Annotated in this window: 26 protein-coding genes and 1 tRNA gene; 17 read left to right on the top strand and 10 right to left on the bottom strand. The window is 65.4% G+C overall.

The genetic code is table 11. The annotated features are described in order from the left end of the window. The first annotated feature begins 199 nt into the window (after positions 1 to 199). Genes RI03_RS11850 through argE form a run of 5 tightly spaced genes read left to right on the top strand, consistent with a single transcriptional unit; the run spans position 200 to position 6,376 of the window. Positions 200 to 838, top strand: coding sequence for a CerR family C-terminal domain-containing protein (locus tag RI03_RS11850; RefSeq protein ID WP_010217581.1), 639 nt, complete (start codon positions 200 to 202; stop codon positions 836 to 838). Continuing rightward, the gene (locus RI03_RS11845; protein WP_026046677.1) at positions 835 to 2,073 is read left to right on the top strand and encodes an HlyD family secretion protein; all 1,239 of its coding nucleotides are present in this window, start codon (positions 835 to 837) and stop codon (positions 2,071 to 2,073) included. Before RI03_RS11850 ends, RI03_RS11845 begins: the two co-directional genes overlap by 4 nt. A 1-nt stretch (position 2,074) precedes the next feature. After that, a complete protein-coding gene (locus tag RI03_RS11840) occupies positions 2,075 to 3,673 on the top strand; it encodes a DHA2 family efflux MFS transporter permease subunit (protein WP_010164372.1) in 1,599 nt (532 codons plus the stop codon). After that, positions 3,670 to 5,169, top strand: coding sequence for an efflux transporter outer membrane subunit (locus RI03_RS11835; RefSeq protein WP_010217579.1), 1,500 nt, complete (start codon positions 3,670 to 3,672; stop codon positions 5,167 to 5,169). Before RI03_RS11840 ends, RI03_RS11835 begins: the two co-directional genes overlap by 4 nt. 37 nt (positions 5,170 to 5,206) lie before the next feature. Then, positions 5,207 to 6,376, top strand: coding sequence for an acetylornithine deacetylase (argE, locus tag RI03_RS11830; protein ID WP_010217578.1), 1,170 nt, complete (start codon positions 5,207 to 5,209; stop codon positions 6,374 to 6,376). A 525-nt stretch (positions 6,377 to 6,901) separates the two neighbouring features. On the opposite strand, the gene RI03_RS24655 is transcribed toward argE, so the two are convergent. Continuing rightward, positions 6,902 to 7,336, bottom strand: a complete 435-nt coding sequence (locus tag RI03_RS24655; RefSeq protein ID WP_238542352.1) for a hypothetical protein — start codon at positions 7,334 to 7,336, stop codon at positions 6,902 to 6,904. Between RI03_RS24655 and RI03_RS11825 the strand changes: the two genes are divergently transcribed. The 3 genes from RI03_RS11825 to RI03_RS11815 all read left to right on the top strand — a co-directional run bounded on the left by RI03_RS11825 (position 7,298) and on the right by RI03_RS11815 (position 11,128). Next, entirely contained in the window at positions 7,298 to 8,188 is an 891-nt protein-coding gene (locus tag RI03_RS11825; protein WP_238542351.1) for an EAL domain-containing protein, read from the top strand. The two genes, RI03_RS24655 and RI03_RS11825, sit on opposite strands and share 39 nt — an antisense overlap. A gap of 2 nt (positions 8,189 to 8,190) precedes the next feature. Beyond that, a complete protein-coding gene (locus RI03_RS23560) occupies positions 8,191 to 10,677 on the top strand; it encodes an ATP-binding protein (protein WP_138995657.1) in 2,487 nt (828 codons plus the stop codon). A gap of 61 nt (positions 10,678 to 10,738) precedes the next feature. Beyond that, positions 10,739 to 11,128 carry a response regulator gene (locus RI03_RS11815; RefSeq protein WP_010164364.1) on the top strand — a complete coding sequence of 130 codons (390 nt, stop codon included), beginning with the start codon at positions 10,739 to 10,741 and terminating at the stop codon, positions 11,126 to 11,128. A gap of 30 nt (positions 11,129 to 11,158) precedes the next feature. Here RI03_RS11815 and RI03_RS11810 read toward each other — a convergent pair whose 3' ends face one another. Then, positions 11,159 to 12,046 (bottom strand): class I SAM-dependent methyltransferase, encoded by an 888-nt coding sequence (locus RI03_RS11810; RefSeq protein WP_010217571.1) that lies wholly within the window; start codon positions 12,044 to 12,046, stop codon positions 11,159 to 11,161. Between the two features lie 8 nt (positions 12,047 to 12,054). On the opposite strand from RI03_RS11810, the gene RI03_RS11805 reads away from it, so the two are divergent. From RI03_RS11805 to RI03_RS11785, 5 genes are all read left to right on the top strand, one after another. Then, complete coding sequence (locus RI03_RS11805) at positions 12,055 to 12,780, top strand: ComF family protein (RefSeq protein WP_010217564.1); 726 nt, start codon at positions 12,055 to 12,057, stop codon at positions 12,778 to 12,780. A 45-nt stretch (positions 12,781 to 12,825) separates the two neighbouring features. Continuing rightward, a complete protein-coding gene (gene grxC / locus RI03_RS11800) occupies positions 12,826 to 13,083 on the top strand; it encodes a glutaredoxin 3 (protein ID WP_010217562.1) in 258 nt (85 codons plus the stop codon). Then, positions 13,080 to 13,901 (top strand): carbon-nitrogen hydrolase family protein, encoded by an 822-nt coding sequence (locus RI03_RS11795; protein WP_010217560.1) that lies wholly within the window; start codon positions 13,080 to 13,082, stop codon positions 13,899 to 13,901. Before grxC ends, RI03_RS11795 begins: the two co-directional genes overlap by 4 nt. After that, positions 13,898 to 14,368, top strand: a complete 471-nt coding sequence (locus tag RI03_RS11790) for a DUF1178 family protein (RefSeq protein ID WP_010217559.1) — start codon at positions 13,898 to 13,900, stop codon at positions 14,366 to 14,368. The genes RI03_RS11795 and RI03_RS11790 overlap by 4 nt, the downstream gene beginning before the upstream one ends. A gap of 60 nt (positions 14,369 to 14,428) precedes the next feature. After that, a tRNA-Arg gene (locus RI03_RS11785) sits at positions 14,429 to 14,505 on the top strand. 27 nt (positions 14,506 to 14,532) lie between these two features. Here RI03_RS11785 and RI03_RS11780 read toward each other — a convergent pair. The 5 genes from RI03_RS11780 to RI03_RS11760 all read right to left on the bottom strand — a co-directional run bounded on the left by RI03_RS11780 (position 14,533) and on the right by RI03_RS11760 (position 20,017). After that, the gene (locus RI03_RS11780) at positions 14,533 to 15,516 is read right to left on the bottom strand and encodes an aldo/keto reductase (RefSeq protein WP_010217558.1); all 984 of its coding nucleotides are present in this window, start codon (positions 15,514 to 15,516) and stop codon (positions 14,533 to 14,535) included. Between the two features lie 124 nt (positions 15,517 to 15,640). After that, entirely contained in the window at positions 15,641 to 16,663 is a 1,023-nt protein-coding gene (locus RI03_RS11775; protein ID WP_010164348.1) for a potassium channel family protein, read from the bottom strand. A gap of 112 nt (positions 16,664 to 16,775) precedes the next feature. Further along, on the bottom strand, positions 16,776 to 17,057 hold the full coding sequence (locus tag RI03_RS11770) for an SWIB/MDM2 domain-containing protein (protein ID WP_010164346.1): 282 nt from the start codon (positions 17,055 to 17,057) through the stop codon (positions 16,776 to 16,778). 43 nt (positions 17,058 to 17,100) lie between these two features. Beyond that, complete coding sequence (locus RI03_RS11765) at positions 17,101 to 17,304, bottom strand: DUF2945 domain-containing protein (protein WP_010217557.1); 204 nt, start codon at positions 17,302 to 17,304, stop codon at positions 17,101 to 17,103. A gap of 130 nt (positions 17,305 to 17,434) precedes the next feature. Beyond that, on the bottom strand, positions 17,435 to 20,017 hold the full coding sequence (locus RI03_RS11760) for a TonB-dependent receptor (protein WP_010164342.1): 2,583 nt from the start codon (positions 20,015 to 20,017) through the stop codon (positions 17,435 to 17,437). Positions 20,018 to 20,266: 249 nt separating this feature from the next. Here RI03_RS11760 and folE point away from each other — a divergent pair, with 249 nt between their 5' ends. From folE to RI03_RS11745, 3 genes are read left to right on the top strand one after another with little or no spacing between them, the layout of a single operon-like run. Further along, positions 20,267 to 20,887, top strand: coding sequence for a GTP cyclohydrolase I FolE (folE, locus tag RI03_RS11755; protein ID WP_010164340.1), 621 nt, complete (start codon positions 20,267 to 20,269; stop codon positions 20,885 to 20,887). Continuing rightward, a complete protein-coding gene (locus RI03_RS11750) occupies positions 20,887 to 21,639 on the top strand; it encodes an SDR family oxidoreductase (protein WP_010217556.1) in 753 nt (250 codons plus the stop codon). Before folE ends, RI03_RS11750 begins: the two co-directional genes overlap by 1 nt. After that, positions 21,639 to 21,998 (top strand): dihydroneopterin aldolase, encoded by a 360-nt coding sequence (locus tag RI03_RS11745; protein ID WP_010217555.1) that lies wholly within the window; start codon positions 21,639 to 21,641, stop codon positions 21,996 to 21,998. Before RI03_RS11750 ends, RI03_RS11745 begins: the two co-directional genes overlap by 1 nt. Before the next feature lie 145 nt (positions 21,999 to 22,143). Here RI03_RS11745 and leuA read toward each other — a convergent pair whose 3' ends face one another. Then, positions 22,144 to 23,802 carry a 2-isopropylmalate synthase gene (gene leuA, locus RI03_RS11740; protein WP_010217554.1) on the bottom strand — a complete coding sequence of 553 codons (1,659 nt, stop codon included), beginning with the start codon at positions 23,800 to 23,802 and terminating at the stop codon, positions 22,144 to 22,146. 230 nt (positions 23,803 to 24,032) lie between these two features. On the opposite strand from leuA, the gene RI03_RS11735 reads away from it, so the two are divergent. Further along, positions 24,033 to 24,425, top strand: coding sequence for a BLUF domain-containing protein (locus RI03_RS11735; protein ID WP_010164332.1), 393 nt, complete (start codon positions 24,033 to 24,035; stop codon positions 24,423 to 24,425). 46 nt (positions 24,426 to 24,471) lie between these two features. On the opposite strand, the gene RI03_RS11730 is transcribed toward RI03_RS11735, so the two are convergent. Both RI03_RS11730 and ilvC read right to left on the bottom strand, forming a co-directional pair. Next, the gene (locus tag RI03_RS11730) at positions 24,472 to 25,092 is read right to left on the bottom strand and encodes a YceI family protein (RefSeq protein WP_010217553.1); all 621 of its coding nucleotides are present in this window, start codon (positions 25,090 to 25,092) and stop codon (positions 24,472 to 24,474) included. Positions 25,093 to 25,343: 251 nt separating this feature from the next. Next, a complete protein-coding gene (gene ilvC, locus RI03_RS11725; RefSeq protein ID WP_010217551.1) occupies positions 25,344 to 26,363 on the bottom strand; it encodes a ketol-acid reductoisomerase in 1,020 nt (339 codons plus the stop codon). Between the last annotated feature and the right edge of the window lie 46 nt (positions 26,364 to 26,409).

Here is a 26,409-nt window from a genome sequence, read left to right as displayed (position 1 = left end):
GGGCCCAAGCGGACAGGCTTCCATAGCGCGCGCACTGTCCGTCAACGACCCGACCACTCTTGCGGTCCGGCCTTCGCCGGGGAAGCGGGAGGACGGGAGCGCGGGCCCTCAACCCGGAACCCACGCCCGTTTCGAATGTTTCTCGACCATTGCTGCATTGCAACTTGCCGTGTTCGTTCGAACGAACTAAAGGCGCGCTGTGTTGCAGCAACGACTCCTCGACATTGCCATCGCCGAATTCGGGGCCAAGGGCCTCGAAGGCGCGAGCACGCGCGGGATCGCCAAGGCGGCGGGGACCGCGATGTCGTCGATCACCTATCATTACGGCGGCAAGGAAGGCCTGTATCTGGCGGCGGCGGACTATATCGCCGGTCAGATCGGCGACCATATGGCACCCGCGCTGCGCGACGGCGGCGTGACGGCGGATATGACCCCGGACGACGCGCGCGCCGCGATCCACCAGATCCTCGCGCGCTTCATCGACACGATGGGCACGCAGAAAAGCAGTGCGTTCTCGCTGTTCGTCGTCCGTGAGCAGATGGAGCCGACCGAAGCGTTCGATCGCATCTACGGCGGGCTGATGGGCAAGGTGCTCGAGACAATGGTGCAGCTCGTCTGCATCGCGACCGGTCGCCGCGACGCTTTCGCGAGCGAGGTCGCGGTCGTCACGCTGATGGGGCAGGTCGTCACGCTGCGCGCGTCGCGCGCGACCGTGCTCAAGCTGCTCCGCCGCAAGGATCTGGATTCCGAGGCATTGTCCGCGCTTGCCGCGCGGATCGGTGCCAACGCCGACGCCATTCTCGACCGCATGATCGCCGAACGACAGGAGCTTCCATGAGCGACGACCCCAACGCCGCCAAGCAGGACGATGCAAAGCCCGAGGAGGCGAAGCACAAGTCCGACCAGCAGGACTCGCACGGCAAACAGCAGGACGATGAATCGAAAAAGAACGATTCGGACGGCGACGATTCCGATAACGGCGATTCCGATGACGACGATTCCGATGACGGGGGGGACTCCAAGCCAAAGAAGCCGTCGATCTTCAAGAAGCCGCTGTTCTGGATCATCCTGATCGTGGTCGTGGCGGTCGTCGCGATCGGCGGGACGCTCTATTATCTCGATGCGCGGCAATATGAATCGACCGACGATGCGTTCGTCGACACGCATATCGTCCGGCTCGCGCCGAAGGTGGCGGGGACGCTCAAGTCGGTCGCGGATGTCGACAACCGGCATGTCGAGGCAGGCCGCCTGCTCGCCGTGATCGAGGCGTCGAGCACCGGCGCGCAGGTCGCCGAGGCGCAGGCGAACGTGAAGCAGGCCGAAGCGCAGGTCGAACAGAACCGCGCGCAGGTCGCCGCGGCGCAGGCGAACCGCGCGCAAGCGGTCGCGCAGGCCCGTGCGCCGCTTGCCACCGCCGCCAAGGCGCGGCAGGACCTCGCGCGCTACGAAGCGCTGCTGCGGATCGATCCGTCCGCGGTCGCCGGGCAACAGCTCGACGCCGCGCGCGCCACCGCGCGTTCGACTGCCGCCGACGCCGCCGCGGCGCGTCAGCAGATCGACAGTGCGGACGCGAACATCCTCGTCGCGCGTCGGCAGGTCACGGCGGCGCAGGCCGTGATCGAAGCGCGCAAGGCATCGGTGCAGCAGGCGAGCATCACGCTTGGTGACAATCGCCTCGTCGCGCCGGTGTCGGGGCAGGTCGTCAACCGCTCGGTCAACGTCGGTTCCTATGTCGGGCCGGGCACGCAATTGCTCGCGATCGTCCCGGACCATGTCTGGATCACCGCCAACTTCAAGGAAACGCAGCTGCGCGACATGAAGATCGGGCAGACCGTCGAGATCAAGGTCGATGCCTATCCGGACGTGAAGTTCCTCGGCCACGTCGATTCGGTCCAGCGCGGGGCGGGCCAGGCGTTCGCCTTGCTGCCGCCGCAGAACGCGACGGGCAATTACGTCAAGGTCGTCCAGCGCGTTCCGGTCCGGATCGAATTCGACGCGAAGAACGGCCCCGACCCGCGCAGATATCCGCTCGGCCCGGGCATGTCGGTCGTCCCCACCGTCAAGGTGCGCTGAGGTGGCGAGCGCCAAGGCGCAGGACGGTTGGGATCCGTCCCGGTCCGGCGCGGGCAGTTTCAGCCCGTGGCTGATCGTCGCGATCATCAGTATCCCGACCTTCATGGAGGTGCTCGATACCTCGATCGCCAACGTTGCGCTCGATCATATCGCGGGCGGCCTGTCGGTCTCGAACGACCAGGCGACGTGGGTGCTGACCAGCTACCTCGTCGCCAACGCGATCGTCATTCCGATCAGCGGCTGGTTGTCCGACGTGATCGGTCGCAAACGCTATTTCCTGCTGTCGATCGGGCTGTTCACGATCGCCTCGCTGATGTGCGGGCTCGCGCCCAACCTGTCGACGCTCGTCATCGCGCGCGTGCTGCAGGGGATCGGCGGCGGCGGGCTCGCGCCGGTCGAGCAATCGATCCTCGCTGACACCTTTCCCCCCAAACAACGCGGGATGGCGTTCGCCGCCTTTGCGATCGTCGTCGTCGTCGGGCCCGTGCTCGGGCCGACGCTCGGGGGCTACATCACCGAGAATTCGAGCTGGCACTGGGTCTTCCTGATCAACGTGCCGATCGGCATCGCGTCGCTGTTCCTCGTCAACATCTTCGTCGACGAGCCGGCGGCGATCAAGAACGACCGCAAGAAGCTGCTCAAGCGCGGGATCCGGGTCGATTACATCGGCATCATCCTGATCGCGCTCGGTCTCGGCTTCTTCGAACTGACGCTCGATCGCGGCGAGCGCGAGGACTGGTTCGCGAGCAGCTTCATCATCATGACCGCGGGCATCTCGTTCGTCGCGCTGACCGCGCTGGCGTTCTGGGAACTCAACCACGATGACCCAGTGGTCGATCTCAAGCTGCTCAAGAGCCGCAATTTCTCGCTGACGCTGCTGATCATGGGCGTCACTGGCATGATCCTGTTCGGGACGACTCAGCTCATTCCGCAGATGCTCCAGCAGGTGCTTGGCTATACCTCGTTCCAGGCGGGTCTCGCGCTGACCTTCGGCGGGATCGCGACGCTGGTCGCGGTGCCGTTCGCGGGGCGCCTGTCCGGGGTGGTCGACGTGCGGCTGCTGCTGTTCCCCGCATTGCTGGTCCAGGCGTTCGCGCTGTGGAACATGACTCACCTCAGTGCGGACATCTCGTTCCAGGATGCCGCGATCGCGCGGCTGTTCCAGGCAATGGCGCTGCCGTTCCTGTTCGTGCCGATCAACGCGGTCGCCTATGTCGGCCTGCCGCAGAACAAGACCGCGCAGGCGTCGAGCCTGCTCAACGTCGCGCGCAACCTCGGCGGGTCGATAGGCATCTCGACCGCACAGACTCTGCTCGCCTCGGCGCAGCAGCGGCACCAGTCCGAACTGGTCGAGAAGCTCAGCCCGATCGACCCCAATTACACCGATTGGATCGCGAAGGCGCAGGGCGCGTTCGGCGGGCAGGGTGATCCCGCAACGACCTCGCTCGCCGTCCTGTACCAGACGGTGCAGCGGCAGGCGTCGATGCTCGCGTTCCTCGACGTGTTCCGTTCGCTGATGATCGTGGTGCTCGTGGTGGCACCACTCGTATTCCTGATGCGCTCCGGCAAGTCCGGTGGCGGTGGAGGCATGGCCCATTGACCCGCTCGCTCTTATCCGTTGCCCTGCTCGGCAGCACGCTGCTGGCTGGCTGTACCGTCGGACCGAACTATACCGCGCCCAGGCTCGCGGTCCCGCCCGCCTTTGTGGAGCGCCAGCCGGCACCCGCGCCGGGGGCACAGGTCGATCCGGCGCGCTGGTGGTCGGCGTTCGGTGACCCGCAGCTCGATTCGCTGGTCGAGCGCGCGCTGAAGGACAGCCCCGACATCGCGATCGCGGCGTCGCGGGTGCGGCAGGCGCGGTTGCAGGAAGTCGCGGCGCGCACCGTCGGCAAGCCGACCGTCGATGCGACGGGCAATGTCACCCACATCGAGTTCAGCAAGAACGCCGGGCTCGCGTCAATCGCGCAGGCCTTTTCCGGCGGGAGCAGCGGTGGCGCCGGGGGTGGCACGGGTGGCAGCAGCGGCTTCGCCCTGCCGGGGAGCGGGATCACGACCTTCTCCGCAGGCTTCGATGCGAGCTGGGAACTCGACCTGTTCGGCGGCGGCCGGCGCGGGGTGCAGGCGGCGGGCGCGCGGGTCGAGGCGGCGGAATGGACCCGGCGCGACGCCGCGGTGACGCTCGCCGCCGAGGTCGCGCAGGCCTATTTCGCGTTGCGGCTCGATCAGGAGCAGATTGCCGTCATCCAGGGCGAACTGGTCTCGCAACAGCGCTCGCTCGACATCGCGGGCAATATCGCGCGCGTCGGGCTGGTCCCGTCGATCGACGTTACGCGCCAGCGCGGGTCGATCACCAGCACGCAGGCGCGGCTTGAGCCGATCCGCGCCGACGTGCGGGTGCGGATCCACGCGCTCGGCATCCTGCTCGGGGTCGAGCCGGAGACGCTCGACGGCGAATTGATGCGCCCGGGTGTGCCGCTCATCGCGCTGCCAGTGGTCCCCGCCGGCCTCCCGTCGGACCTGTTGCGGCGTCGCCCGGACGTGCGCGCGGCGGAGCGGCAGCTTGCGGCGTCGACCGCCGACATCGGCGTCGCGGTCGCGGACCTGTATCCGAAGTTCAACCTGACCGGGGTCGCGCAATTGCTCTCGACCTCACTCGCCACGCTGTTCACCGGGAATAGCCTGCAGTTGACCGGAACGAGCGCGGTGCAATTCCCGTTGCTCGACTGGGGGCGGCGCAAGGCGACGATCGGAATCCGCAAGGAAGACTGCGAACAGGCGTATCTGCAATATCGCACGACGGTGCTGGGGGCGTTGCGCGACGTCGAGGATCCGCTCGCCCGGCTCGACGCCGAACGCGCGCGCAACGCCGCGTTGCAGCGCTCGGTCGCGGATGCGCAGACCACCGCGCGCTCGGTCGAGGCGCAATATCGCACCGGCTTCGTCACGCAGACGTCGCTGCTCGATGCGCAGGTCAGCGTGCTGACCGCGCGCGAGCAGCTTGCCGCGAGCAACGCGCAATTGCGGCAGGATACCGCCGCTTTGTTCAAGGCCATCGGCGGCGGGTGGGAAGAACCTGCACGAAACCCTACGGGATGATTGGCAAGATGGTTAATCCATGCCTAGAACCAAGGACATGGATACGACCGACCAGCTCCGTTCCGCCGCGCTGACTCATCTCGAGGCGTTGATCGGTTTCGACACGACCTCGCGGGATTCGAACCTGCGTCTGATCGAGTACGTCGAAGCCTTCCTTGCCGGGCATGGCGTGATCAGTCGTCGGGTCGCGAATGCGGAGGGGACCAAGGCCAACCTCTATGCGACCATCGGCCCGGCGGTCGCGGGCGGGGTCGTCCTGTCCGGGCATACCGATGTCGTGCCGGTCGACGGGCAGGCGTGGAGCAGCGACCCGTTCGTGCTTACCCGGCGGGGCGAGCGGCTGTACGGGCGCGGGACCTGCGACATGAAGGGCTTCCTCGCGCTCGCGCTGGCATCGGTCCCCGGGTTCGCACGGGGGACCAGCGCGCGGCCGATCCACCTCGCTTTCTCCTATGACGAGGAAGTCGGCTGTATCGGGGCCCCGTCGATGATCGAGAAGCTCGTGACCAATCTGCCCGCGCCGCTCGCGGTGATCGTCGGCGAACCGACCAGCATGGAGGTGGTCAGCGGGCACAAGGGGATCTCGACCTGGCGCGTCACCGTGACCGGGCATGAAGCGCATTCGAGCCTAACTCATCTCGGTCTTTCCGCCAATATGATCGCCGTCGGTCTGATGGAACGGCTGCGGCAGATCGGCGAGGACCTGGCGCGGCACGGCGACCCGGACTCGCCTTATCATCCGCCGCACGCGACGCTGACGATCGGGCTGATCAACGGTGGAACCGCGGTCAACATCCTCGCGCGCGAATGCACGTTCAGCTTCGATCTGCGGACGCCGCCGGGGCAGGATCCCGACACGATCATCGTCCCATTTCTGGACGCGTGCGCAACGGCTCACCGCACGGCGCAGGCGCAATTCGCGGATGCCGGGGTGTCGGTGATTCGCCGTTCGGCGACTCCGTCGTTCGCGCCGGAGCGGGATGGCGCGGCGGAAGTGCTGGCGCGGCGGCTGGCCGGGGACAACGGCCCGACCCGGGCCGCAGCCTATGCGGCGGAGGCGGGACAGTTTCAGCGGGCAGGGTTCTCGACGATCATCTGCGGGCCGGGCTCGATCGAGCAGGCGCACCAGGCGGATGAATTCATCGATCTCGCGCAGATCGAGCGCGGCGCGGCGTTTATGCGGCGGTTGGGGGAAACGTTGGGGTAAACGAAAGAAAACGCGTCTGAAAGTTGGCCAAGACGGTCAAAGTAATCAGAAAAACCGGTTTCGGCGGTAATGCCGTTGAAAGCGCAGCAGGTTAGTGGAGCTCGATTATGATCGTTAATCAGTCGTGATATTCATCTTGAATGTCGGTCCGTCGCCGCAGCGCGATCAGTGACGCTGATCGTAAGTACGCAGCTCCGGACCGACCGAACTGAATTTACCAGGGGCGCGTGAGTTCGCCGTAGATGAGACCGATGATGAACGTGATCATGACTTTCCTCCGTTATGCGCTCAGTCGAGCACGGCAAATTATTAATGAAATCTTAAACATAATGCAAACGCCTTGCGTCGAGGTCGCGCTGCGGCAGGAAGCGGTTAACTGTTCCTTCAATCGCACTGCATATGGTTGCGCAGATGGCGCACGTTCCGCATCCCTCACTGCCGCCCGACACCGGCAACGATCCAGCGACCTTGGGTGATCGCGACGCCTCGTCGCGTCGGGTCGCACAAGGTTGCTGGGGACCTATGTCATCGGCCACTGTCGACGCTGTCGACGGTGTCGTGCCGGCGCTCGAGCATCCGTGGCAGATGCTGTGTCTCGTGGAGATCACCAATTTCGTGCAATTGCGCCGCTATCTCGGTTGTCGTCGCGCGGACGGTTTGGTGCATGATCTGTACGATCGCCTGCGTTCGGAAATCGGTTTCGAAGAAGCCGCTCGGGCCGGACGCGCGACGCTCGAGTTCGTTTGCCGGGAGCGTTCTCTCGATGTCTTGCGGTTGATCCTGGATCGGGTTGTGAACGCCTGCAGAGCGTCGTTCGACATCGAGGGCGAGGCTCATCAATTCGTCGTAGCGGTTGGTGCCGCCGCCACCGCATGCCCCAATACCGATGCAATGCGACTCGCCGAAGAGGCCGAAGCCGCGTTGAGCGATTCGCTGCTCACCGGGGGAATCGCGCTGCACGATGTCTCCGTCGGAACCCCCGCGCTCGACCGCCTGGCGTTGATCCGCGATCTGCCGCACGCGATCGCAGCGGGCGAGATGTTCCTGCAGTATCAGCCGAAAATCCATATCCGGCGGCAGGAGATCAGTAGTGCCGAAGCGCTTGTCCGATGGCAGCATCCCGAACGCGGGCTAATTCTCCCGGGGGATTTCATCACGGTCGCCGAGGATTCGGGCCACATTCTCGCGTTGACCCTGTGGACGTTGGAACAGGTGATCGCGGATCAGGTTGCGCTTGCGTCCGATGGCCAGGATCTCACGATTTTCCTCAACATCTCGGGGCAACTGCTCGGCGATTCCTTGTTCGTAGCGACCGCCTGCAGGCGTGTCCGGGAATCGGGTGCCAAGATCGGGTTCGAGATTACTGAAACCGCAGTAATTCGGCATCCCGACGTTGCGATCTCCAACCTGCGGGCGCTCGCGGACGTCGGCATATCGATCGCGATCGACGATTACGGCGCTGGATTATCCTCGCTGGCCTATCTCAAGAAGCTCCCCGCCCAGGAGCTCAAGATCGACAAGATGTTCATCCTTGATCTCACCAGCAGCAACCGCGACCCGCTGATTGTCCGCTCGACAATCGATCTGGCGCATGCACTCGAAATGGAGGTCACCGCAGAAGGGGTTGAGACGCCGGCGGCACTGGCATTATTGTCGGTAATGGGCTGCGATATCGTCCAGGGGTATCTGATCAGCCGACCACTGTCGCTTGGCGCGTTCCGGCAGTTCCTCGGGAACGATCCGATGTCGGCGTTGACCGCCCCGAAGCAGCCGATGTTCAGTAAGTCTGCTTCGTTCTGGAAGAGTGCGTAGCCTTGCGGCGGGATGGCCCTGAGAACGTGGCTTCTTTCATGGTGCGTGGCAGGGCGAGCAGGCGCGCAATTGCACTTGTCGTACTGTGCCTTGCGGCAGTGCTCGGAAGCGCGACCGCGTTTGCGGGGGCTTTAACGGCCTTTGATGAGAGAGTTGGCGCGGCCAGAGCGGCAATGCTTGGAGACCCTGCGAAGGCCCTTGCCGAGGCGAAACTCGCCGAGCGTGCTGCATACGATGTAGAAACGAGCCAGCGGACGACTTCGATCGCAACGGCAGAATGGCTTCAGGGTGAAGCCTATCTACGTATGAATAAAATCGAGCAGGCTGGCCCGAAAATCGATAAAGCGCTTCGGCGGGTCGATCAGCAAAAGACGACGAGTAAACTTGTCGGGGACTTATTGCTTTCGCGAGGAGCGCTGAAGACGCAAACTGCAGAGGTCGCTGCGGCTCTACAGTCCTATCAGCAAGCCTACCGCGTTTTTCAAAAAATTGGTGAGGTTCGTAGCGAAGCGATTGCTATCATCAGCATTGGTATGCTTTATGAGGAAGCAAAAGACTATGAGGCGGCGCTAAAATATCTTCGGCAATCTAGAGACATATACTCCGGTGACCCGCAGCTGCTGTTTTCGGTATCCAGCAACAGCGCGGTTGCCCTTCAAGAGTTGAAGCGTTTCGGAGACGCCCAAGCGGAATTTCGGCGGGCCTTGCTTATTGCAAGGCAGATTAAGAGTCCGGTTCTCCAGGCCAGGACGCTTCGCAATATCGCGCGCGGATTTCTTCTCGAGCGAAACATCTCCGCAGCCAACCGATCGATTGCCGCGGGGATGTTGATTGCTGGAGATGGCAATCTTTCCAATCAAAGTCCCTTCATCGCTTTGATGGCCTGGTCAGCCCGTTTGGACGGACGGATCGACAAAGCCACGACCTTGATCGCTCGATTCTTCGACACACCGGATCCCAACGTCTCCGCCCTTGATCTGCGCGAAGGCCATCAGATCGCCTATGACATCTTCAAGGCGGCCGGAAATGAGGGACAGGCGCTGACGCATCTCGAGGCGCTCAAGGCGCTCGACGACAAAACTTCGACGCTTGCCGCTTCCGCCAATACCGCGCTTGCTGCCGCGCGGTTCGACTTTGCGAGCCAGGAGCTCAAGATCGAAAAGCTGCGGCGCGCGCAGCTCCAGCGCGATATCGACGATGCGAAGCTCCGTGCCCGTACGCAGCGGACGATCATTGGCGGTCTGGCGATCGCGTCGGGGATCATCGTCGGGCTGCTCACCTTCGGGTTGGTCACCATCCGGCGCAGCCGCAACGAGGTCCGCGCCGCCAACCTCGACCTTGCCGAGACCAACGCGGCGCTCGCCAAAGCGCTCGCCGCGAAGACCGAATTCCTCGCGACGACGAGCCACGAAATCCGCACCCCGCTCAACGGCATCCTCGGCATGACGCAGGTCATGCTGGCGGACCGCGCGATCGATCCGGCGGTGCGCGAGCGAATCACCGTGGTCCATGGCGCTGGCGTCACGATGCGCGCGCTGGTCGACGACATTCTCGACGTCGCCAAGATGGAGACGGGCAACCTGACGATCGAGGCGGTGCCGTTCGATCTGCGCACCACGCTGACCGAGGTCTCCCGCCTGTGGGAAGACCAGTCGCGCGCGCGCGGGGTGCGGTTCGTGCTCGACCTCGCGGATTGCCCGCCGTTCGTGGTCGGCGATTCGGCTCGGTTGCGGCAGATTGCGTTCAATCTCCTCTCCAACGCGCTGAAATTCACCGAACAGGGCACCGTCACGCTGCGCGCGGTGGCCGAAGGCGAGTGGCTTGCGCTTTCGGTCGCCGACAGCGGGATCGGGATCCCCGCGGACAAGCTCGACCTGATCTTCGAATCGTTTCGGCAGGTGGATGCCGGTACCACGCGCAAGTTCGGGGGGACTGGTCTGGGGCTTGCGATCTGTCGCAATCTGGCGCGAGCGATGCACGGCGACATCGCGGTCGCGAGCGTCCCCGGGCAGGGGTCGACCTTTACGGTGCGGCTGCCGCTGGTCCGCGCGAACGGCCCCGAGGCCGCCTTGCCGATGACCGAGCAGAGTGGCGACACACTGTTGATCGTCGACAGAAATCCCATATCCCGGAGTATGTTGCGGGCAGTTATCGAGCCGCGGGCGAGCGCGGTGGCGGTCACGTCGTCGATCGACCAGGCGATCGACCGGATCGCGCAAGGCGGCGTCACGCGGCTTCTGATCGACGAAGCGACGATCCGCGCGATGCCCGATGAGGCAGCCGCGCTCGCCCGGGTCGGCGAGCTCGCGGTGCCCTGCGCGTTGCTCTGGACGACCCCGACCGCGCAGGATCACGTCCGCTTCGCGACTGCGGGAATTGCGCTCGTCATCGCTAAGCCGATTGCCGGAACCGCATTGGCAGATCAGTTGTTTGACGAAATAAGAACTGCAAAATCCCCAATTTCCGGGCTTGTCTCGCAGGCGGCATGACCCGATAGAGGGTCAACAATGTCGGCTGTATCGCCTTTTCCAAGCGTCTCGGGGTGAACCGATGAACATACTTTTCATCGAAGACGACCCGATGAACCGCCGTGTCGTGAAAGACATGCTCGATGTTGCGGGCGCCACGATGACGGGGGCGGAAAGCGCCGAGCTCGGGCTCGACCTGATCGACGCCAATGATTACGCCATCATCCTGCTCGATCTGCGCATGCCCGGGATGGACGGGTTCGAGGCGTTGCGCCGGATCCGCGCGCGCGCCGATGCCAAGGCGCAGCTTCCGGTCATTATTCTCACCGCCGATACCGCGGCCGATCTGCGCGAACGGTGTCTGGCCGATGGCGCGGATGACATCCTGTTCAAGCCGGTCGCGATGGATTCGCTGTTCGACGCGATCGGGCGGACGCTTGCCAAGGGCGCGGGCAACGGGATGATCGTTTGACGCGAGCGATCCCGCAGCAAGCCCCGTCGTTCAACCCGCGTCGCGCTCGGGAAACCGTTCGAGCGCGGTCTTGAGCGACTGCGTGCCGCTCCCGCGCCGCGCGGGTTGTGGCTGGCTCGGGGCAGGGGCCCAACCCGTCAGATAGATGATATCGAAACGCTCGGCGGTCTTGCCGTCCGGATCGGCGCGCGCCGCAAAGGCCTCCGCCGCCAGCGCGAGCGTATCGCGGCGCAGCGGGACGCGGTCGCGCAGGATATTGGTCGCCGCCATGCCGCGCAGGTCGCGCAGCAGGCCGCCGATGCTCGAATAGCGCACCGTCAGCGGCTCGATATCCGCAACGGGCAAGGCGAACCCCGCACGCATCAGCAGGTCGCCCGCCGAGCGTACGTCGACCTGCGGGTGGATCCGCGCGGCGGGGCGGTCGCGCTCGACCTCGCGCAAGGTCGCGCGGAGCGTCGACAGGGTGCCGGCCCCGCAGAATGCCGCGAGGAACAGCCCGTCGGGCCGCAGCACCCGCCGCGCGAGCGACAACGCGCCGGGCAAGTCGTTGACGCTGTCGAGCACACCCGCGGAGACGACCAGGTCGAACGATTCCGAGGCGAACGGCAGCATGTCCTCGTCGGCCTGGACGCCGTTCGCCGACCGCGCGAACACGCCCCCAGCGTCGCACCGCGTGACCGTCACTCCGGGTGGCGCGGGGAAGCCGGCATCAAAACAGCCCAGGTCGAGCATGTCGGTAAAGTCGCGCGTCACCGTCGCAAGCCGTTCGGCCAGCCCGTCGATCATCACCGTACGAATGAAATCGAAGTCGGTGAAGTCGGGGGCGGCACGGTCGCGGCGGGTGCGGCGGGCGGTGCGGTCGAAGATGTCGGGGGCGCTCACCGCGCCGCTTGTGCCGTGCGCGCGTGCGCGCGACAAGGGGCGACGTGTCCGTCTGGCTCGCCCCGCTGCGCCTCGTCGCCGATTTCGCGTTGCCGCCGCGCTGCCCCGGCTGTGGCGCGGTGACGGGGCAGGACCATCGTTTCTGCGCGGTCTGCTGGGGCAGTTTGCGGTTCCTTGCGCCGCCGTGGTGCGCGGCCTGTCACACGCCGTTCGCGTTCGACCGGGGGGAAGCGGCACTTTGCCCGGATTGCGTCGCGGATCCGCCGCGGCATGCGGGCATCCTCGCGGCGGTCGAATATGGCGATGTCGCGCGGACGGTCGCGCTGCGGTTCAAATATGGCGGTCGGATCGCGTTTGCCGAGACGATCGCGCGCCAATTGCGGCGGTTGCTGCCAGGCGATGCAGACCTGCTCGTGCCGGTCCCGCTGCATCGCTGGCGCCTGTGGGCGCGCGGGTTCAACCAGGCGGCGCTGATCGCCGCGGCGCTGGGGCGATCGAGCGGGGTGCCGGCCGACCCGCTGCTGCTCCGGCGGATCAGGGCGACGCCGCCCCTGCGGGGCATGGGGGCCAAGGCCCGCGCGCGGGCCGTCGCCGGGGTGTTTCGGACGGTCGATCCGAAGGGGACCGTCGCGGGCAAGGCGGTGGTGCTGGTCGATGACATCCATACGAGCGGTGCGACCACCGACGGTTGTACCGCCGCCTTGCTCGAGGCGGGCGCAAAAAGCGTGACGATCCTGTGCTGGGCACGCGTGCTGGACGCGAACAGTTGATGCCAAAAGATTGACAATGCGGTGGTCACCCCACATTTCTGGGGCATGTCCAAGATCGAAATCTACACCAAAGCCTTTTGTCCCTATTGCTCGCGCGCGCTGAAGCTGCTCGCGTCGAAGGGTGTCACGCCGGAAGAGTATGACATCACGATGGGCGGCCCGAAGCGCACCGAAATGCTCGAGCGCGCCAATGGCCGGACGACCGTTCCGCAGGTCTTCATCGACGGTCAGCATGTCGGCGGGTCGGACGATCTTGCCGCGCTCGAGCGCGATGGCAAGCTGGACGCGCTGCTCGGCGTGTGAAGATCGCGCTTGCCCAGCTGACCAGCGGGGTCGATCCGGCGCACAACGCAGCGACGCTGGTCGATGCCGTGGGAGCAGCGGCGGCGGGCGGCGCCTCGATGCTGTTTACCCCGGAGATGTCGGGGCTGATCGATCGCGATCGCGTTCGCGCCAGCGCGGTGCTTCGGCCCGAGGCGGAAGACGACGTGTTGGCCGCGGTGCGTGCGGCGGCGGCGCGGCATCGGATCTGGGTCCATCTCGGGTCGCTCGCGGTCCACGGCGAGGACGGGCGGCTCGCCAATCGTGCGTTCGTCATTGACGACACGGGCGCGATCCGCGCGCGCTACGACAAGCTTCATTTGTTCGACGTGGATTTGCCGACCGGCGAAAGCTGGCGGGAATCCGCATCTTATGCGCCGGGCGCGGGCGCGGTCGTGGTCGATACGCCGGCGGGATCGCTCGGTTTGTCGATTTGCTACGATCTGCGCTTTCCCGATCTCTATCGCGCGCTGAGCGATGCCGGCGCGACCGTGCTGGCGATTCCGGCTGCGTTCACCCGGCCGACCGGAGCCGCACACTGGCATGTGCTGATGCGCGCGCGCGCGATCGAGGCGGCGGCCTATGTTGTCGCGGCGGCGCAGACCGGCGAGCATGAGGACGGGCGGGCGACCTACGGCCATTCGCTGGTCGTCGACCCATGGGGGGAGATCGTCCTCGACATGGGCGCGGCGGCCGAGGTCGGTTTCGCTGAGATCGATCCCGCGCGGCTGGCGGATGTTCGCGCGCGGATCCCGGTGCTGTCGCATCGGCGCGTGATCCCGGAGGTTGCCCGGGTTTGATCGTGTTCGACCTGCAATGTTCGGCGCGCCACGTGTTCGAAGCGTGGTTCGGGTCGAGCGCCGCTTATGACGAGCAGCGGACCCGCGGTCTGCTGGCGTGCCCGATCTGCGCGGATACCGCAGTGACCAAAGCGGTGATGGCCCCGAACATTCCCGCCAAGGGCAACCGCGCGACCGAGCCTTCTACGGCCCCCGCCGCCGTCACGGTGGCGGCGAACGCGCCGTCACCCAAGGATATCAAGGCCGCCTTGCAGGTCATCGCCAAGGCGCAGGCGGAGATGCTCGCGCAATCGACCTGGGTCGGGCGCGGGTTTGCGGACACGGCGCGCGCGATGCACGACGGCACCGTTGCGCAGGCCCCGATCCACGGCCAGACCACGCTCGCCGAAGCCACGGCACTAGTGGAGGAGGGCGTCCCGATCGCCCCGCTCCCGCTGCCGATCGCGCCACCCGAGACCGTCAACTGACGGCGCTGCGCCGACGCACGATTGACCGGCTCCGGCCGACACTTTACGATCCCGCACCGTGCCCCCGTAGCTCAGGTGGATAGAGCGACGGTTTCCTAAACCGCAGGCCGGTGGTTCGAATCCACTCGGGGGCACCAACGGTCCGTCGATGCCCCCGGCGTGGCTCAGCGTCCGGTAACGGCGAGCAAGGGCGCGGGGTAGCGTGCGCCCTCGATCGGGATCGCGCGGGCCGCAGCGTCGATGGCGGCAAGATCGTCAGGGCTCAAGATCACATCGGCACCGCCGAGATTTTCCTCGAGCCGGTGCAGCTTGGTCGTCCCCGGGATCGGGACGATCCACGGCCGCTGCGCGAGCAGCCACGCGATCGCGATCTGCGCCGGGGTTCCGTCCTTCTCCGCCGCGATCCGTTTCAGCAGGTCGACCAGCGCGGTGTTCTTCGCCAGCGCATCGGGGGTGAAGCGCGGCAGGTTTGCGCGGAAGTCCCCGTCCTCGAGCTTGGTCGCGCTCGTGATCGCCCCGGTCAGGAAACCCCGCCCGAGCGGGCTGTACGGCACGAAGCCGATCCCGAGTTCGTCGCACAGCGCGAGGATGCCGTTGCTCTCGACATCGCGCGTCCACAGCGAATATTCGTTTTGCAGCGCGGTTACCGGTTGCACCGCATGCGCGCGGCGGGCGGTGTCGACGCCGGGCTCGGACAGGCCGAAATGCTTGACCTTGCCCTCGGCGATCAGCTCTTTGACCGTACCTGCGACATCCTCGATCGGAACGGAGGGGTCGACCCGGTGCTGGTAGAACAGGTCGATCTGCTCGACCCCCAGCCGCTGGAGCGAGGCATCGGCGACGCGCCGGATCTGCTCGGGCCGGCTGTCGAGCGCGCCCATGCCCTTGCCGATATCGAACCCGAACTTGGTCGCGATGACGACGCGGTCGCGCACCGGCGCCAGCGCTGCGCCGACCATTTCCTCGTTGGTATAAGGGCCATAGACTTCCGCTGTATCGAAGAACGTCACGCCGCGCTCGACCGCCGCGCGGATCAGCGTGATCCCCTCGTCGCGGGTCATCGTGGTGGCATAGCCGTGATTGAGCCCCATGCAGCCGAAGCCGATCGCGGAAACCTCCAGGCCTTGCCCAAGCGTACGCATCTTCATCGCCAGTCTCCCGCGACGCGCAGCTCCGTGCCAGCGTCCTTCCCCCAGATAGGACGCCTAATGCGCAATGACAGGGCGGCGGCGACGATCTGGCGGGTGCGCGCGACGAGACCGGCCGCGCGCGTTACGGTCGCTGGACGACCTCGACGATGAGGTCGCCCGGCTCGAGCCGGTTCGTCTCGGGTTCCCAGAAGCCAAAGGTGTGTGTGCCACGATAGACGCGATGCCCCAGCCCGGTGGTGATCGCGGATAGCGGCTTGCCGATCTCCTCGTGCGTCACCGTGCGTTCGCGCAGCGCGACGCGGCCCCCGGAGGCGGCAAGGTCGGCCATATACTCTGCCGTATGCGCGCCGTGGATCGAGCCGGCCAGCAGCAGCCCCGCGAAGCTCGCCGGATTGATCACCGTGTTCGCCCCCGCCTGCCGCGCGATCGCTTCGTTGTCCTGCGAGCGGATCACCACGCTGATCGGAACATTTGGCGCAAGCCGGCGCGCGGTCAGCACGATCAGGATCGACGTGTCGTCGCGACCCGCCGAAACGATCACCGCGCGCGCGGTCTGGATCCGCGCCGCCTCGAGCGCTGCGTTGCGGGTCGCGTTGCCATCCATCACCGTCGCCCCGCACGCTTCGGCGCGCGCTAGCGCCGCCGCGGTCTCGTCGATCACGACGATCGCGGCGGGGTCCGCCCCGCGCGCGATCAGTTCGCGCACCGCTTCGGCACCGCTGGTGCCATAGCCGGTGACGATCACATGCCCGTCAAGGCGACGTTGAAGCACCGACATCCGCCATTTCTCCCAAACCCGTTTCAACAGAAAATCATAGGCCGTGCCGAGAAAAATCAACCACACGAACAGCCGGATCGGCGTCACCACGAACGTGTCGAACATCCGTGCCTGCTGGGTCACGGGAACGATGTCGCCATAGCCGACCGTCGTCACCGTAATCGTCGTGAAATACAGGATATCGGCGAACGTCACCGGCGCTCCCGAATTCTGGCGGAGCCCGTCCCGGTCGAACCAGTGTCCCGCGAGCGCAACGCCGATCAGCGCGAGCGCGAGCAGCGCGCGCCATGACAGCGACAGCCAGCCCGGGGTCGGGCTTTGCCGCCGCAAATGATACCGAGCCGTTTTGGCATGGTCGCTGCGCATGGCGATCCCTAACGCCGGATTGGGGATGGGGGAACGACGCGATCCCGCCTTGAAACGAAAACGGCCGCGACACCGTGGGGTGCCGCGGCCGCCGCGATCACGATGCTGGCTGTTAGGCCTTCATGTGGCCGGCGAGATGCTTGTTCATCTCGAACATCGTCACGCGGTCCTTGCCGAACACCTTCTTCAGCGCTTCGTCGGCGACGATCTCGCGCTTGTTCTCGGGGTTTTGCAGGTCGTGCTTCTTGATATATTCCCAGACCTTGCTGATCACTTCGCTGCGCGGCAGCCGGTCGTTGCCGACAATGGCGCCGAGCTCGGGCGAGGGCTGGATAGGCGCGAAAATGCCGCCGGTCTTGGGGGCGTCGCTCTTTGCGGTTGGGGTCTTGGCCATTTTTTTGGTCCTTCCTGGTGTGTCGTTAGAACCGACATCGGTTTCACGCCTTGTCGAGCGCTGCGCTCTTGTGCGCTGCCTTGCCGCCGTTGTCACTCTTTACGATGAACTGCGGTTCCTCGGGGGAGGCGTTCACCTTGTGGCCCTTGATCTCGGTCGGGCTGGTCTGTTTCTTTTCGACGACACCATGCGCGGTGCCGCCGTGCGATTTCCAGGTCACCGCGTCACCCTTCTTCGGGTCCTTCATCGACTGTCTCCGTCAAGCCTGACCCAACAAAGCACGAGCCGCGCGATCGTTGCACCCTGACCGCAAGTCGGCCCGCCTTTCCACCCGGAAAAGCAGGCCGTTCGCCGATTTCGGGCGGGTAACGATCCGGTCAGAAGCTCTTGCGGAGCGTGACGCCGTACGTGCGCGGTTCGTTGATATAGGCGCTGTAGCTGCCCGACTGGATCACCGTGTTGAACGCGCCGATGTAGTAATTGTCGTTGCCCAGGTTGCGGACCCAGCCCTGGATCTGGAACGCGTCCGGCAAGTCGAGCCCGATGCTCGCGTTGACGGTCTTGACCTTTGAACTGGCCAGCGACGCGGGAACGGTGTCGGTCAGCGCGGTGTTGCTCTGATAGACGAACTCGCCACGGATGAACCCGCTGATCCGGTCGGTGATCTGCTGCGTATAGGTCGCGTTGACGTTGCCCGAGAATTCCGGGACGCCGCCCGGTCGCGCGCCGGTCAGGTCGCGAAACTGCGGGGCGAGCGTGCCGGCTGGCGACCCTGCCGGAACCTGGCAACGGGTGTCGAACGAGAAGCACGGCGCGCGCGTGAAGCTGTCGTATTTCGCATCGAGATAGGTGCCCGAGGCATTCAGCAGCAGCGCGCGGAACGGCTTGTACGACGCCTCGACCTCTACGCCGCGGACCGACTGGCTGCCCGCGTTGACCAGCGCGAAGCCGGTGCCGGTGAAGCCGTTCGACTGGAAGCCTTTGATCTTCTCGTCGAACACCGCGACGTTCAAATAGCCGCCGTTGAAGCGCGCCTTGGCACCAACTTCGTAGACCGTGACATTTTCCGGCGCGGCGGTGCGGCCGACGCCGTTGTTGGCGGGGCGGCTGTCCGACGACAGGTTGTACGCGCCCGCTTTCCAGCCGGTCGAATAGCTGGCGTAGACGTTGATGTTGCGAGTGAAATCGAACTTGGCGCGGGCCAGATAGGTGAACTTGTCGCCCTTCAGCACACCGTCTTCATTGGCGTTGGGGAAGTTGACCGGACCGTGATTGGCGGTGTCGGGGTAGAAGAACTGGAGCGCGTTGAGCCCGGCGAACAAGTTGGTGGGGATCCGCGCCGCGGCCGGGGCGGCGGGGTTGAGCAGCCGCAGCGGCAGGAACCCGAGCTCGGGCACGTTCTGCAGATTGAGCTGCGAGAAGCGATCGGTCAGCACGACGTTCGAGAAGGCCGACTTGCGATCGTTGAGATAAGCACCGCCGACCGTCAGCGTCAGTTTCTCGAACAGTTTGTAATCCGCCTGTCCGAAGATCGAGTAGCTGATGTCGGTGAGCCGGTAATTGTCCAGGATCCCGGTGCCCTGCGCGAAATAGGTCTGGCCCGGAACGACGCTGGTATTGCCTGCGCCGCGCTGGAGCGCCTCGAGCGTGGTGATCGGCGAGGTGCCGGTGAGGGCGGCGCCGGTCGCGGCAAGGGCTGCGGCGTCGGCGAAGCGACGACCGTCCGCGCCGTACAGGATGTTGCGCCCGGTCTTGATCCGCTCGTCCGAGTAGAAGCCGCCGAGCAGCCAGTTGAACGGCCCCGCATAATCCGACGCCAGCCGGATTTCCTGCGTGAAGGTCTTGATCGTGTCGTCGGTCGTCTGGTTCGAGATATCGCCGCCGGTGAAATCGACGTCGAGATCGGTGCGGTTGGTCTGCCGACGATACGCGGTGATCGAGGTCAGCTTGGCGAAGCCGAGCGTCCAGTCGATCTGGCCGGAAATACCCTTGCCGTTGAGGCGGTTGTTGGGTGCGGTGTTGTACACTACCTCGCGGTTGAATGGCGTTGCGGCATTGCCGACAAGCCCGCCGACCCCGCCGATCGCGCGCGGCAGGCCGATCAACTGGGTCAGCGGCCCGTTGTTGATCGTGACCGCGCCGCAGCAGACTTCGTTGATGTTGTTGAGGTCGCCGATGATCCGGACCGAGAAGGTGGACGACGGTTCGAACAGCACGTCGGCACGAAGCGACTGGCGGTCACGCCCGTTGACCTTCGACCCGGTCAGGCGGTTGGTGTAATAGCCATCGCGCTGGTTGACGCTGCCATAGAGGCGGAACGCGAGCGTATCGGTGATCGGCCCGGTGAGCGACGCGCGCGCCTCGATATTGCCGAGGTTGCCGACGGTCGCCTCCGCATTGCCGCCCCAGGTAAATTGCGGACGCTTGGTGACGATCGAGATTGCGCCCGCCGCGACGTTCTTGCCGAACAGCGTCGATTGCGGGCCGCGCAGGACCTCGATCCGCTCGAGTTCAGGAAGATCCGAAATCGACGAGGCGGAACGCGAGCGATACACGCCGTCGATGAAGACGCCGACCGAGCTTTCGATCCCGATGTTGCCGTTGCCGTTGCCAAAGCCGCGGATCGTGAAGTTGGTCTGCCCGGCACTCTGGAACTGCGTGACCTTGAGCGAGGGAACGCTTGCCTGCAGATCGATCAGGTCGTGGATCTTCGCCTTCTTGATCGTGTCGTCGCTGGTGACGGCGACCGAGACGGGCACGTCCTGCAACGTCTGCTCGCGCTTGGTCGCGGTAACGATGATGTCGTCGGTGTCGGTCGCGCTGCGATCGATCTTCGGCGCAGCGGAGGTTGCGGCGGGCGCACCCTGTGCTTGCGTGGTGGGGGGGGTATCCTGCGCGAAGGCAGGCACCGCGTACAGCAATGCGATTGCCGACGCGCCAAGCAGGTCCGACTTCCTCATCTGTCATCCTCTCGCTGCCACAGGTGCCGGTCTTGCCGCCGGATCTGCGTTTTCGAATTTAGGGTTTGTGAAATAGCGTGTCGTTGATTCTCTCGTCAACGCCATAATCGTACGTAAAGAACCGGAGAGGGTCATCGTTGCCGAAAGGAGACAGTTGCAAATCAGGACCAATTCAGGTTCTTGGTATCGGGATGCGCGAAGCTGCGGTTGCCGTAGCGTCAGGCGCGCGCACGTTTTGAAAGACCAACGATGAACGATCACAGCAGCGGCCCGGATGACGGCGACGTGGTGGCCGCGCCGGCCAAGATTCCGGTGCCCGACGACGTGGCCGAAGCGGTCCGGACGCTGATCCGCTGGGCCGGGGACGACCCCAGCCGCGAGGGACTGATCGAGACGCCGCAGCGAGTCGCGCGCGCGTGGAAGGAATATTGCATCGGATATCAGGATGATCCGGCGGTCCACCTCGCGCGCGTGTTCGAGGAAGTGGGCGGCTATGACGAGATCGTGCTGCTCAAGGACATTCCGTTCCAGTCGCATTGCGAGCATCACATGGCGCCGATCATCGGCAAGGCGCATATCGCCTATCTGCCGTCGGACTGGGTCGTCGGAATCTCCAAATTGGCACGCGTGCTCCACGCCTATGCGCGCCGTCTGCAGGTGCAGGAGCGCCTGACTGCCGAAGTCGCCAACTGCATCTGGGAAAATCTCAAGCCGCTCGGCGTCGCGGTGGTGATCGAGGCGAGCCATGCGTGCATGACCGCGCGCGGCGTACGGACGCCGGGTGTCACGATGGTGACGAGCCGGATGATGGGCGTGTTCCGCGATGACGAACGCAGCCGGAAGGAAATTCTCGCGCTGATGGGCTGCTGATGCAGGCGGCACGAACGGTATTGGTGACCGGCGCGGCGCGGCGCCTCGGGGCGACGATCGCGCGGCACCTGGCGGGGGAAGGGTGGCGGGTGGCAATCCATCACCACCATTCGGCCGGGGACGCGGAGGCGCTTGCCGGGGCATTGCCGGGGTCGATCGTGCTGACCGGGGATCTGGCCGATCCAGCGACGCCGGAGGCGCTGGTCGCTGCGGCGCGCGGGGCGTTCGGCGTGCCGTTGATGGCGGTCGTCAACAGTGCGTCTTTGTTCGACTACGACACGCCGCCGGACGTTTCCGCGGCATCGCTACAGCGCCATGCGCGCGTCAATCTCGATGCGCCGGTGCTGCTCGCCTGCGCGCTTGCACGCCAGGACGATCTTGCGGAGGGCGCGGTGGTCGACGTGCTCGACCAGAAGGTCGCCAATCTGAACCCCGATTTCTTCGCCTATAGCTGCGCCAAGGTCGCGCTCACCGGCGCGACGACGATGCTCGCGCAGGCGCTGGGGCCGCGCATTCGCATCAATGCGGTATCGCCCGGTCTGACGCTGCCGAGCGCGGACCAGACCGATGCCGAATTTGCTGCAGTCGCGTCCCGGAACGTGCTGCGCCGCCCGGTCGATCCGGAGGATGTCGCGCGTGCGGTTGCGTTCCTACTCGATGCGCGCGGAATCGTCGGCCAGAATCTTTTCGTCGATTGCGGGCAGCATTTCGTGCAGTTACCGCGCGACGTGATGTTCGAAGGTCGGGTATGATGGCGACGGTCCGGTTCACGACGATCCTCGAGCGGCTCGAACTGACGATGGGGTTGGGCATCCACCCCGGCGAACGCGCCGCACCGCAGCGCGTGATCGTGTCAGTGCGGATGCAGGTCGCTTACCCCACGCCGCCCGCCGACGACCGGATCGAGCAGGTGCTCGACTACGACTTCGTCCGCAGCGGGATTCGCGCGCTGGTCGCGGATCGGCATTTCGACTTGCAGGAGACGCTGTGCGAGGCGATCGCCGCGCTGTGCTTCACCGACCCCCGCGTCGAGCGGGTGACGGTGCGGACGAGCAAGCCCGACGTCTATCCCGACGCCGCCGTGGGGTGCGAGATCGAACGCGAGCGGTAATTCCCCCGCGTCTTCAAAACGGCGCTTCCCCGGCGAAGGCCGGGGCCCAGTAGCGAGACAGGCTGTAACGAAGCGGCGTCGCCAATTACTCCTTGCCTCACTAGTGGACCCCGGCCTCCGCCGGGGAAGGAAGTGATAGAAAGCGCTAAACCCGGTTCGCCGCGCTCAGCACCGCGCGAACGCTCGCCGTCGCGACGTCGGCATCGATCCCGACGCCGAACACCGTCCGCCCGTCCGGCGTGCGGCATTCGACATAAGCGGCGGCCTGCGCATCCGCGCCGTGGCCGATCGCATGCTCGTTATAGTCCACCACGTCGAGCGTCGGCCCGGTCGAGCCTTCCAGCGCGGCGATCACGCCCGAGATCAACCCGTTGCCCCGCCCCGAGATCGACTGCTCGGTCCCGTCCACCGCGACATGTCCGACGAACAACCGGTCCCCGACGCTCCCGCTTTCTTGATAATCGACCAGCCGGAACCGGTCCGCGTCGCGCGCCAGATAGGTCGCTTCGAACTGCCCCCAGATATCGGCAGCATTGAGTTCGCGGCTGGTCTCGTCCGCCAGCCGCTGGACGTGCCGGCTGAAGTCCGCCTGCAACCGCTTGGGGAGCTTCAGGCCCTTGTCCTGCTCGATTACCCAGGCGACGCCGCCCTTGCCGCTCTGCGAATTGACGCGGATCACCGCCTCGTAGCTGCGCCCGAGGTCGGCCGGGTCGATCGGCAGATAAGGGACTTCCCACAGCGGATCGTTCTTGGCGTCCTGCGCGGCGAAGCCCTTCTTGATCGCGTCCTGATGGCTGCCGGAGAAGGCGGTGAACACCAGCTCACCCGCATAAGGCGTGCGCGGATGCACCGGCAATTGCGTGCAATAATTCACCGTGCTGACGATTCCGTCGATGTCCGAGAAATCGAGCTTGGGATCGACGCCTTGCGTGTACATGTTGAGCGCAACCGTCACGAGATCGCAATTGCCGGTCCGCTCGCCATTCCCGAGCAGGCACCCCTCGACCCGGTCCGCGCCCGCCATCAGCCCGAGCTCGGCGGCGGCGACGCCGGTGCCGCGGTCGTTATGCGGGTGCAGGCTCAGCGCGACGCATTCGCGGTTCCGGATGTTGCGCCCGAACCATTCGATCTGGTCGGCATAGACGTTGGGCGTCGCGCATTCGACGGTTGCGGGCAGGTTGAGGATCAACTTGTGATCGGGCGTGGGCCGCAACACGTCCATCACCGCCTCGCAGACCTCGAGCGAGAAATCGAGTTCGGCGGTCGAGAAGGTTTCGGGGCTGTATTCGAAATACCAGTCGGTATCGGGCTGCGCGGCGGCCTGATCGCGCAGGATCATCGCGCCGTCGATCGCGATCCGCTTGACCTCGTCGCGCGTCATCCCGAACACGATCTTGCGCCACGCCGGGCTCACCGCATTGTACAGATGGACGATCGCGCGCGGCGCCCCGCGGAGCGACTCGAAACTGCGCTCGATCAGGTCGCGCCGCGACTGCGTCAGCACCTGGATCAGCGTGTCGTCGGGGATCCGGCCCGACTGGACCAGCCCCGAGATGAAGTCGAACTCGGTCGCGCCCGCTGCGGGAAACCCGACCTCGATCTCCTTGATCCCGACCTTGACGATCAGGTCGAACATCCGCGTCTTCTTCTCGGCGTCCATCGGGTCGATCAGCGCCTGGTTGCCGTCACGCAGGTCGGTCGACAGCCAGCGCGGGGCGGTGTCGATGATCCGCGACGGCCATTGCCGGTCGGGCAGCGTAATCTGCGGGAAGGGACGGTATTTGGTCGAAGGGTCGCGCAGCATGATGGGTCTCGTCAATAAGATGGACGGGATTGGATCAGGCCCTCAGGCGCGTCGTGCGCAACGGCGCACGGGGTCGGTTCGCGCCTAAGGGCGCGTAAGTCGAAGCAGCGGGAGAGGGAGCACGGTCGCCATACCACTTTGGTAGCGCGCGCACCGCAGCGCTGTCCAGCCCGATCGAAGGATGATTTGCATCAATGTCGTTTTCGACATCTTGTGATAGCCCGCAGCGAATGCGTCAGATCATCTATACCAGCGTCACGACCACAGCGAGTGGGCGGGCATCGGACGATTGTGCGGCGATCCTGCGCGTTGCCGCGGCCCGCAATGGTCTGGATGGCATCACCGGGCTGCTCTATACCGAAGACGCATCGTACCTCCAGACGATCGAGGGGCCAGAGGAGAGCGTCGCGGAGCTGTTCGCCGACATCAGCGCGGATCCGCGCCACCGCGACATCAAGATCCTGGTCGACCGTGCGGTCGAGGAGCGCGAGTTCGGCGACTGGATGCTGGTCCACCGCGACCGGCGCGAGACGACCGATGCGTTCGACCGGCGGCTGCATGTGCTGCTGCGCGGCGTGTCGCCCGAAACCGCAGACTATTTCCGCGCCCTGGTAGACGCCTGAACGCCGCGACGTCCGGCGGGGTCTCCGCCGGACGTCGCGTACGGGATCAGGACGCGTCGAACCCGGCGTTGATGACCAGGTCGACCTTGTCCGAGACGAGCGGCAGGTAGCCGTTCACGCCGAAATCGCTGCGCTTGATCGAGGTCGTCGCCGAGAAGCCGACGACGGTCTTGTGCGCGCCGAACAGTGACGGACCCGCGCCGATGAACTTGGCGTTGAGCACGACCGGCTTGGTCACGCCGCGCAGCGTCAGATTGCCCGCGATCGTCGCGGTCATGCCGGTGACGGTGACCTTGGTCGAGACGAAGCGCCCCTCGGGGAACTTGGCGGCATCGAAGAAATCCGCGGTCTTGAGATGCGCGTCGAGCGCGGCGACGGTGGTCGACACCTTGTCGATCGGGAAGACGATCTCGACCTTGTCCTTGGCGGCATCGCGCGGATCGATCGTCAACGTGCCGGTCGGCTGCGTGAACTGGCCGCTATATTCGCTGAAACCCAGGTGGTTGAGCGTGAACACGACCTGCGTGTGCGCGGGATCGACCTTGTACGTCCCGGCGGCGACCTTCGAGACGGTGCGCGTGCCCGGCGGGGTGGTCGGCATCTGCGCGACGAGCGGGGCGGCCGCGATGGCTGCGATCGCGGCGAGGAAGAGGGGGGTACGCTGCATAGGATACTCCTGTTGGAGGATCGCCTTGGGGCACCGGGTGGCGGTGGAACAAGCAACGTTTTGGCAACGGACGGTTTCTTGCGCGGGATGGGGGCTAGAGACGGGGGCGTTGGGCTGCTGGACTGCCCCACCCCAACCCCTCCCCTGAAGGGGAGGGGCTTTTAGGGCACACTTCTTCTTAGCCCCTCCCCTACAGGGGAGGGGTTGGGGTGGGGCAGTGCCTCGCAGAGACCAACCCCCCCCAGAAACCCTCAGTTCTTGTCCTTGTCCACCAGCTTGTTCGCGCCAATCCACGGCATCATCGCGCGCAGCTCCGCGCCGACCTTCTCGATCGGATGCGCCGCCGCCGCCTTGCGCGCCGCCTTCAGCTCGGGCTGCCCCGCGCGGTTGTCGAGCACGAAGTTCTTCACGAACCGCCCGCCCTGGATGTCGGCCAGCACGCGCTTCATCTCCGCCTTGGTCTCGGGCGTGATGATCCGCGGCCCCGTGGTGATGTCGCCATATTCGGCGGTGTTGCTGATCGAATAGCGCATGTTGGCGATGCCGCCCTCATACAGCAGGTCGACGATCAGCTTGGTCTCGTGGAGGCACTCGAAATACGCCATTTCCGGCGCATAGCCCGCCTCGACCAGCGTCTCGAACCCGGCCTGGATCAGATGCGTGATCCCGCCGCACAGCACCGCCTGCTCGCCGAACAGGTCGGTCTCGCACTCTTCCTTGAAGTTGGTCTCGATGATGCCCGAACGGCCACCACCGACGCCCGACGCATAGGCGAGCCCGATGTCGTGCGCGTTGCCGCTCTTGTCCTGGTGGATCGCGATCAGGCACGGCACGCCACCACCCTTGACGTATTCGCTGCGCACGGTGTGGCCCGGGCCCTTGGGCGCGATCATGATGACGTCGAGGTCTTCGCGCGGCTCGATCAGGCCGAAATGCACGTTGAGGCCGTGGGCGAACGCGATCGTCGCGCCCTGCTTGAGGTTCGCGTGGAGATCGTCCGCATAGATCGCGGCCTGATGCTCGTCGGGGGCGAGGATCATCGTGATGTCGGCCCAGGCGGCGGCCTCGGCATTGGTCATCACCTTGAAGCCCGCGTCGGTCGCCTTCTTCGCTGTCGCGGAGCCGGACCGGAGCGCGATCGCGATATCCTTGACGCCGGAGTCGCGCAGGTTCTGCGCATGCGCGTGGCCCTGGCTGCCATAGCCGACGATCGCGATCTTCTTGTCCGCGATCAGGTTGAGATCGGCATCGGCATCATAATAAACGCGCATGGTGGTTCCTTTTTGTCAGTCGCGCGCAGGCGGAAATCGCTTCCCG

Source organism: Sphingomonas sp. PAMC 26621 (genome assembly GCF_000251145.1).
Classification (GTDB): Bacteria; Pseudomonadota; Alphaproteobacteria; order Sphingomonadales; family Sphingomonadaceae; genus Sphingomonas.
The sequence above is the reverse complement of the archived record's forward strand: the minus strand, read 5'-3'. Positions and strand labels throughout refer to the sequence as shown.

Excerpts from the sequence above, each read along its gene's own strand:
- leuA (WP_010217554.1), bottom strand. The coding sequence starts at position 23,802 with ATGCTGCGCGACCCTTCGACCAAATACCGTCCCTTCCCGCAGATTACG.
- RI03_RS11730 (WP_010217553.1), bottom strand. The coding sequence starts at position 25,092 with ATGCAGCGTACCCCCCTCTTCCTCGCCGCGATCGCAGCCATCGCGGCC.
- folE (WP_010164340.1), top strand. The coding sequence starts at position 20,267 with ATGAACGATCACAGCAGCGGCCCGGATGACGGCGACGTGGTGGCCGCG.
- grxC (WP_010217562.1), top strand. The coding sequence starts at position 12,826 with ATGTCCAAGATCGAAATCTACACCAAAGCCTTTTGTCCCTATTGCTCG.
- RI03_RS11745 (WP_010217555.1), top strand. The coding sequence starts at position 21,639 with ATGGCGACGGTCCGGTTCACGACGATCCTCGAGCGGCTCGAACTGACG.
- RI03_RS11760 (WP_010164342.1), bottom strand. The coding sequence starts at position 20,017 with ATGAGGAAGTCGGACCTGCTTGGCGCGTCGGCAATCGCATTGCTGTAC.
- RI03_RS11845 (WP_026046677.1), top strand. The coding sequence starts at position 835 with ATGAGCGACGACCCCAACGCCGCCAAGCAGGACGATGCAAAGCCCGAG.
- RI03_RS11770 (WP_010164346.1), bottom strand. The coding sequence starts at position 17,057 with ATGGCCAAGACCCCAACCGCAAAGAGCGACGCCCCCAAGACCGGCGGC.
- RI03_RS11815 (WP_010164364.1), top strand. The coding sequence starts at position 10,739 with ATGAACATACTTTTCATCGAAGACGACCCGATGAACCGCCGTGTCGTG.
- RI03_RS11735 (WP_010164332.1), top strand. The coding sequence starts at position 24,033 with ATGCGTCAGATCATCTATACCAGCGTCACGACCACAGCGAGTGGGCGG.
- RI03_RS11780 (WP_010217558.1), bottom strand. The coding sequence starts at position 15,516 with ATGAAGATGCGTACGCTTGGGCAAGGCCTGGAGGTTTCCGCGATCGGC.
- RI03_RS11765 (WP_010217557.1), bottom strand. The coding sequence starts at position 17,304 with ATGAAGGACCCGAAGAAGGGTGACGCGGTGACCTGGAAATCGCACGGC.
- ilvC (WP_010217551.1), bottom strand. The coding sequence starts at position 26,363 with ATGCGCGTTTATTATGATGCCGATGCCGATCTCAACCTGATCGCGGAC.
- argE (WP_010217578.1), top strand. The coding sequence starts at position 5,207 with ATGGATACGACCGACCAGCTCCGTTCCGCCGCGCTGACTCATCTCGAG.
- RI03_RS11750 (WP_010217556.1), top strand. The coding sequence starts at position 20,887 with ATGCAGGCGGCACGAACGGTATTGGTGACCGGCGCGGCGCGGCGCCTC.
- RI03_RS11775 (WP_010164348.1), bottom strand. The coding sequence starts at position 16,663 with ATGCGCAGCGACCATGCCAAAACGGCTCGGTATCATTTGCGGCGGCAA.